This window comes from Mesorhizobium sp. M7A.F.Ca.MR.362.00.0.0 (genome assembly GCF_004023175.1).
Lineage (GTDB): Bacteria > Pseudomonadota > Alphaproteobacteria > Rhizobiales > Rhizobiaceae > Mesorhizobium.
This window is the reverse complement of sequence record NZ_RZTF01000049.1, coordinates 11,412-17,175: the sequence shown is the minus strand read 5'-3', so window position 1 is coordinate 17,175 and position 5,764 is coordinate 11,412. Positions and strand designations below refer to the sequence as shown.

The window sequence follows — 5,764 nt, the reverse complement described above, 5'->3', positions numbered from 1 at the left end:
CTCGGCCTCTCGCCACGAGCCGGGGGCTGATCGTTACGCTGACGCAGATTGGCTATGGGTTGGGATTGTTGCTCATCGTGCCGCTCGAAAATCGCAAGCTCGCGGTCGCATTGATCATCGTGGCTATAGCCGGACTGCTTGGCGCGGCCGCCAGCACTATGCTGAGAGCAACCACGACAACAGTGCGAGCAACGTGCACCCTACGAGATGCTTCGGGCTAGCGCAGTTGCCGACGATGCACACCGCTAGGGTCACGCCGTACCCCCGCATCGCTGTTTTTGCCCCGACGAATTGGCATATTCGAAGTCCAACTCCTGGCGGACAGTGGCTGTTGCACGGTCCATAGCGCCGCACTATGGCTAGCGGCTTGTCAAACAAGGCGACGCAGAAATGGCGAAAGACGGCAGCGAGCACGGCGGGATGGGCATCAACACGCGGCTTGCCCATTCGGGCAACAATCCGCACGACTATTTCGGCTTCGTCAATCCGCCGGTGGTGCATGCTTCGACCGTGCTTTTTCGCGACGCGGCTTCGATGGCGGCGCGCACCCAGAAATACACTTACGGCACGCGCGGCACACCGACGACCGATGCGCTTGCCCAGGCCATAGACGCGCTGGAAGGCTCTGCAGGCACGATCCTGGTGCCGTCGGGCCTTGCGGCGGTGACGGTGCCGCTGCTCGCCTTCGTGTCGGCCGGCGACCATCTGCTGATCGTCGATACCGTCTATCATCCGACCCGCAATTTCGCCGACACGATGCTGAAGCGGCTGGGCGTCGAGGTCGAGTACTACGCCCCCGATGTCGGCGCCGGCATCGCGGCGTTGATCAAGCCCAACACCAAGGTGGTGTTCACGGAATCGCCGGCCTCCAACACGTTCGAGGTGCAGGACATCCCGGCCATCGCCAAGGCGGCGCACGCCGCGGGCGCCATCGTCATGATGGACAACACGTGGGCGACGCCACTCTATTTCCGCCCGCTCGACCACGGCGTCGACATCTCGATCCACGCGGCGACCAAATACCCGGCCGGCCATTCCGACGTGCTGCTTGGCACGGTGTCGGCCAATGAGAGCTGCTGGACGCATCTTTACGAAAGTTTCTGCACGCTTGGCTGCTGCGCCGGGCCCGACGACGTCTACCAGGTGCTGCGTGGCCTGCGCAGCATGGGCGTGCGCCTCGAACACCATCAGCGCAGCACGCTGGCCATCGCTTCCTGGCTCGAGGGCCAGAAGGGCGTGGCCCGCGTGCTGCACCCCGCCCTTCCCAGCCATCCGGACCACGATTTGTGGAAGCGCGACTTCTCCGGCTCGAGCGGCATCTTTTCCATCGTGCTTGCCGGTGGCGGCCAGAAGCAGCAGCACGCTTTCCTCGACGCGCTGCGGATCTTCGGCCTCGGCTATTCCTGGGGCGGCTATGAGAGCCTTGCCGTGCCTGTCTGGCTCGGTGATCGCGTTGTCGCGAAAGCCTCCTATGAGGGGCCGTTGATCCGCCTGCAGATCGGCCTCGAGGACGTCCACGACCTGAAGGCCGATATTTCGCGCGGCCTGACCGCCGCGGCGGCTGCGTAGCGGAATTCTATTCCCTCAAATCGGGGTTTCCCGGATCAGTTTGGCTTTCAAATTCAACGATGCCGCGTCATTGCGGATCAGCACATTTTCGACTTCCCCTGGAATACCGGCAGAGTTTTCGATCCATGGCTTTCCGCCTTTTTGTTCCCATTCTTGCCGGCGCGACGCTGCGCGAGCGTCTCGTCGCCTGTATCGGCGCGACGATCGGCATTGCGCTCACCGGCGTGATCGCCAGCCTTGTGCTCGGCAACGGCCCGCATGTGCCGCTGCTGGTGGCGCCGATGGGGGCGTCGGCGGTGCTGCTGTTCGCCGTGCCCGCCAGTCCGCTGGCGCAGCCATGGTCGATCATCGGCGGCAACACGATATCGGCACTGGTCGGCGTGATCGTGGCGCATTTCATCCACGAAACCGCCCTTGCCAGCGGCATCGCGGTGGCACTGGCCATCGCCGCCATGTCGTTCACGCGCTGCCTGCATCCGCCGGGCGGAGCGGCCGCGCTGACCGCGGTGCTGGGAGGGCCTGCCGTCATCAGCGCCGGCTTCCTGTTTCCATTTGTGCCGGTGGCGCTGAACTCGATCCTGCTGGTGGCGCTCGGCTATGGCTTCCACAGGCTGGCCCGGCGCAATTATCCGCATGTACCGGTTGCAGCGCCGGCGAACAGCCACGGCACCGGCGATCCGCCGGCGCAACTGCGCGTCGGCTTCCGCTCCGAAGACATCGATGCCGCACTTGGCGCACTCGACGAGACGTTCGATATCGATCGCAACGATCTCGACCGGCTGCTGCGGCAGGTCGAATTGCAGGCGATGGTGCGCGCGCACAAGACCCTTCTGTGCGAGGACATCATGTCGCGCGATGTGATCTCGGTCGATGCTCACACCTCCACCGAGGCGGCGCGCCAATTGCTGCTTGACCACAACATCCGGACCCTGCCGGTCGTCAATGCGGAGGCCAGGTTGGCAGGCACCGTAGGGTTGCGCGAACTCACCCAGGCCTCCGGGACGGTCGGATCCGTTATATCGCCCGCGGCAACAGCCGCCGCAGGCTTTGCCGCCATGGGTCTGTTGCCGGTGCTCACCGACGGCCGCAGCCACGCCGTCATCATCGTCGACGACGACAAGCGGATTCTCGGGCTGATCACCCAGACCGATCTGTTGGCGGCCACAGCGCGCCTGCAGGCTGCCTGACAAGCCTTCACTCGCACTGTAGGGTAGCGGCCGCCGGGCCCGGCAGAAAATCTTCGGGAACCTTTTGCCGGCGACAGCGTCCAATCTCCCGATCGAGATCTTGGTTCGGAGATTGGGTTGAGGAAAGTGGCCATGCCCGCTGTGTTGACGGCCGTGCCTTCCGCTGTGCCAGGCGAGATGCAGCTTGTGCACCGCGCGCTGGCGCGCGACGGCGATGCCTTCCGCACCATCATCAAGACACACAATCAGCGGCTCTACCGGATCGCGCGCGGCGTCGTGCGCAATGACAGCGAGGCCGAGGACATCGTCCAGGAGGCCTACGTCAAGGCTTTCGCCCATCTCGATGCGTTTCGCGGCGACTCCTCGCTCGCCACATGGCTGTCGCGCATCGTCATCAACGAGGCGCTCGGCCGCCTGCGCAAAAGGCGCAGAACGGTGGCACTGCCGGAAAATCCGCAAGCCGAGATCATCCGGTTCCCCCTCAACCCCAGCGACGATCCGGAACGGACGATGGCGCAAAGGCAGGTCCTCCAACTGGTCGAACAGGCCACAGACAGCCTTCCCGACGTCTACCGGACGGTGTTCGTGGCGCGGGTGATCGAGGGGCTGAGCATCGAGGAGACCGCCGATCTCCTCGGCGTGCGGCCGCAAACCGTCAAGACAAGGCTGCACCGCGCCCGCGCCCTCGTGCGCAAGGCGCTGGACGATCAGATCGGGCCGGTGCTGCTCGATGCCTTCCCCTTCGCCGGCCGGCGTTGCGAACGACTGACCAGCGCGGTCATGCGGCGGCTCGGGCTGGAAAGCTGAGCCTCACCGGATTCAGTTGATTTTGGCGGGAACGTTTGCCGCTGGCCAGCATCCAATGACCGTCAACCGAAAAACACTGTCCGGGGCGATTTCAGCGTCCCGACGAAGGAGATGCCATGTCCATCCGACACACTGCCGCGCTCGCCGCCATGCTGCTGCTCGGCACCGCCCCGTTCGCGCAAGCCGCCGACAAGCCAACCGATCCGCAGATCGCTCACATCGCCTATACGGCCGGGGTCATCGACGTTGAAGCGGCCAAGCTGGCCATCGAAAAATCGAAGACCAAGGAGGTCGTGGATTTCGCCAACGACATGGTGCGCGACCACGAAGCCGTGAACGTGCAGGCGCTCGATCTGGTGAAGAAGCTCAAGGTCACGCCGGAAGACAACGCCACCAGCCAGGCGCTGACCAAAGCTGCGGCGGAGGAGCGGGCCAAGCTCGCCAAACTCGACGGCGCTGCCTTCGACAAGGCCTATGTCGATAACGAGGTCGCCTACCACAAGCAGGTCAACGGCGCGCTCGAAACCCTTTTGATCCCGTCGGCGCAGAATGCCGACCTGAAGAGCCTTCTGGAAACCGGCCTGAAGATTTTCCAGGGCCATGAGCAGCACGCCGAGCACGTCGCCGGCAGGCTCAAGTAAGGACCGGGAGCATGCCGAAACGCCATCTGTGGATTGCGTTGACGCTGGCCGTCGGTACCGTTCCGGCGCGAGCGGAAACCATCCAGGTCATCATCGACAGGCTGGTGTTCTCGCCAGCCACCGTCGAGGCCAAGGTCGGCGACACGATCGAGTGGGTGAACAAGGATGTGTTCGCCCACACGGCCACCGTGAAAGGCGGCTGGGAAGTGATGATCCCGCCGAAGAAATCCGCAAGCCTGACATTGAAGGCCGCGGGACCGGTCGACTATTTCTGCCGCTTTCACCCCAACATGAAAGGCCGTTTGGTGGTGACGCCCTGATCCAACGCCAACGAGTGCATGTCGCCCAAAAGTGACCTCGGCATAAAAACAAAGACCTGGTCGCCTGGCCTTTCAGGCGACCCGCTTCAGGCTCGCCTGGCCTCGTCGGGACGCGCGATATGCGTCCACGAGCCGTCATAGCCCGGCTCGCGGCGTGCCATCCAGGCATTCAGCCCTTCGCGCAGATCAGCGGTCGGGGCCATGCGGGCGAACTGCTCGGCCTCGACCAGCAAACCTTCGGCGATGCTCTGGTTGAGGCCGCGGGCCACTGCCGTGAGGATGCCGGCAATCGCCAGATCGGAGTGTCGCAGGATACGCCTGGCCAGGCCGATCGCGGCCGGCATCAATTCGGCATGCGGCACAACCTCGTTGACGAGACCCAGCTCAAGCGCCCGCGGCGGCGCAAACCAGTCACCGGTCAACAGCAACTCCAGCGCCCGCTTGCGCCCGGCGAGCCTCGGCAGGCGTTGGGTTCCACCGAAGGTCGGCGGCATTGCGAGGTTGATTTCCGGCTTGGCGAACAAAGCGCGGTCACTGGCGATGGCGAGCGGCACCGCCTCGGTGATTTCGCAGCCGCCACCAAAGGCAATGCCGTTGACGGCAGCGATGACGGGCTTGCGAAACGCTTCCAGTCTTGCCGTCAGCCGCTGCCCGCGCATGACGAAGTCACGCATCGCGACATCGACGCCAAGCGCCACGCTGGCCGAGAACTCGTGAATGTCGCCGCCGGCCGAAAACGCCCGCTCCCCTGCTCCGGTCAGAATGACCGCACGAACGCTGTCATCGACTTCAATGTCGTCAAGGATCGCAAGCAGGCGATCGATCAGGGCATAGTTCAGCGCGTTGAGCTTCTCCGGCCGATTGAGGGTGAGGATGGCAATCCCATCCCGGGTTTCGTTGAGGACAAGATCGGTCATTGGCTCTTCCTTCTTCATCATACTGATGACCGGAAGACTATGCCCCTTTCCGCTTGTGTATATTCACTAGTCGGTATACCTAAGCTCATGCCTGACACGCAAAGTCCTACACGCAAACGCATTGTCGATGCCGCGACCAGGCTCTTCTATGCCGAAGGAATCGGTCGCGTCAGCGTCGATGCCGTCGCCGAGGAAGCGGGTCTCACCAAGCGCACGCTCTACTACCATTTCAAGAGCAAGGACGACCTCATCGCCGCCTATCTCGATGGCCGCGACCAACCCAATCTGAAGCGGATGGCCGGCTGGTTCGATGCCGCCGAAGG

Annotated in this window: 7 protein-coding genes; 6 read left to right on the top strand and 1 reads right to left on the bottom strand. The window is 63.8% G+C overall.

Annotated elements, in window-relative coordinates; genetic code table 11:
* Positions 1-390 precede the first annotated feature (390 nt).
* The 5 genes from EOC06_RS09590 (at position 391) to EOC06_RS09570 (ending at position 4,524) form a co-directional block, all read left to right on the top strand.
* Positions 391-1,569, top strand: a complete 1,179-nt coding sequence (locus tag EOC06_RS09590; protein WP_128307603.1) for a cystathionine beta-lyase — start codon at positions 391-393, stop codon at positions 1,567-1,569.
* 125 nt (positions 1,570-1,694) lie between these two features.
* Positions 1,695-2,756: an HPP family protein gene (locus tag EOC06_RS09585; protein ID WP_027037856.1), complete on the top strand. Its 1,062-nt coding sequence runs from the start codon at positions 1,695-1,697 to the stop codon at positions 2,754-2,756.
* 132 nt (positions 2,757-2,888) lie between these two features.
* Positions 2,889-3,563, top strand: coding sequence for an RNA polymerase sigma factor (locus EOC06_RS09580; RefSeq protein ID WP_128307602.1), 675 nt, complete (start codon positions 2,889-2,891; stop codon positions 3,561-3,563).
* Between the two features lie 116 nt (positions 3,564-3,679).
* Positions 3,680-4,204 (top strand): DUF4142 domain-containing protein, encoded by a 525-nt coding sequence (locus tag EOC06_RS09575; RefSeq protein WP_128307601.1) that lies wholly within the window; start codon positions 3,680-3,682, stop codon positions 4,202-4,204.
* A gap of 11 nt (positions 4,205-4,215) precedes the next feature.
* Entirely contained in the window at positions 4,216-4,524 is a 309-nt protein-coding gene (locus EOC06_RS09570) for a cupredoxin family copper-binding protein (protein ID WP_128307600.1), read from the top strand.
* 86 nt (positions 4,525-4,610) lie between these two features.
* Here the strand turns inward: EOC06_RS09570 and EOC06_RS09565 are convergent, their stop codons facing one another.
* Complete coding sequence (locus EOC06_RS09565; RefSeq protein ID WP_127319249.1) at positions 4,611-5,441, bottom strand: crotonase/enoyl-CoA hydratase family protein; 831 nt, start codon at positions 5,439-5,441, stop codon at positions 4,611-4,613.
* Between the two features lie 87 nt (positions 5,442-5,528).
* Between EOC06_RS09565 and EOC06_RS42085 the strand changes: the two genes are divergently transcribed.
* On the top strand, positions 5,529-5,764 hold a 236-nt coding region (locus EOC06_RS42085; RefSeq protein WP_245469433.1), incomplete at its 3' end, for a TetR/AcrR family transcriptional regulator.